At 57.8% G+C, this 1,127-nt stretch carries 2 protein-coding genes; one reads left to right on the plus strand and one right to left on the minus strand.

From position 1 onward, the window contains the following. The coding region (locus MJ783_RS23390) for a helix-turn-helix domain-containing protein (protein ID WP_255724445.1) at positions 1-222 on the minus strand (222 nt) is incomplete at its 3' end. A gap of 45 nt (positions 223-267) precedes the next feature. On the opposite strand from MJ783_RS23390, the gene MJ783_RS21900 reads away from it, so the two are divergent. Continuing rightward, a complete protein-coding gene (locus MJ783_RS21900; protein WP_239313448.1) occupies positions 268-1,113 on the plus strand; it encodes a Dam family site-specific DNA-(adenine-N6)-methyltransferase in 846 nt (281 codons plus the stop codon). The last annotated feature ends 14 nt before the right edge of the window (positions 1,114-1,127 follow it).

The following is a 1,127-nucleotide window of genomic DNA, read 5'->3' on the forward strand; positions in this document are numbered from 1 at the left end:
GGCTCTCTCCGCCGCCTTGCGAGCCATCCGCCCGGACGCCGCTCCCTGATCGAACGCTCTATTGCCGGAGCCTCTTACATTGCGTAGTCCTCGCTCTGCACTGCCCGCGTATGTCCTGTGTAGGCCCGCCCGGTCGGCCAGCTCCTCGTGAGAGAGGCCCAAAACCAACCGTGCAGACCGGATGCACTCGCCGAAGGCCGCCGCTGCTGGGTCCTGTCCCACACGTCCGGTACCGTCCCTGACGTGCAGCCGATGCGTCTACAGCCTATGAGGCTCACCCCGAGCGAGCGCTCGTTCCTGAAGTGGGCGGGCGGGAAGACGCGCTACGCCAGCACCTTGGTGGCACTTGCGCCAGACTTCTCTGGAACATACCGAGAGCCTTTTTTGGGCAGTGGCGCTGTCTATTTCGAACTTCGACCTACGACCTCAACCCTGAGTGACGCCAACGGCGAGCTAATCACATGTTTTCAGCAGGTCCGAGATAGTCCAGTTGAAGTCATGCGCCTGCTCGACTCAATGCCAAATACGCCAGAATATTTCAAGAGCTTACGCCGACAGAAGCCTGAAGATCTATCAGATCTTGAACAAGCGGCGCGGGTCATCTACCTCAACAAGACGAGCTTCCGTGGACTATGGCGTGTAAACAAGAAAGGTGGGTTCAATACCCCTTACGGGGCGTATGATCGCCCCTACTACAACCAAAACACTTTGCTGCGCGCATCCAAGGCGCTCACGAACGCAACGATTACAGAGGCCGACTTTGAGGCGGCCATCGACCAAGCCGAGCCGGGCGACTGGGTCTACCTGGACCCGCCCTACGTCCCACTCGGTGGATGGGCAGACTTCAAACGGTACACACCAGGACAGTTCGGCGAGAGTGACCATATTCGCCTATGTGAGGCCATGCGGCGGGCCGATGCTCGCGGAGTATTCGTCGCCCTCACTAACAGCGAAACCGAATTTGTTCGTGAACTCTTCGGTGCATATTTCCACGAGGCGCGGCTTGCAACTCGCCGCGATATAAATCTAGTTTCAAGCAAGCGTGGCAGCTGGGATCTAGTATTCACTAACTATGAACCCGCAGTTCCCGAACAGATGACCCTATCGATGTAGCGTACAAATTCCTT

The sequence above is a fragment of the Protofrankia sp. Cj3 genome, assembly GCF_917627355.1.
In the GTDB taxonomy this organism is placed as follows: Bacteria; Actinomycetota; Actinomycetes; order Frankiales; family Frankiaceae; genus Protofrankia.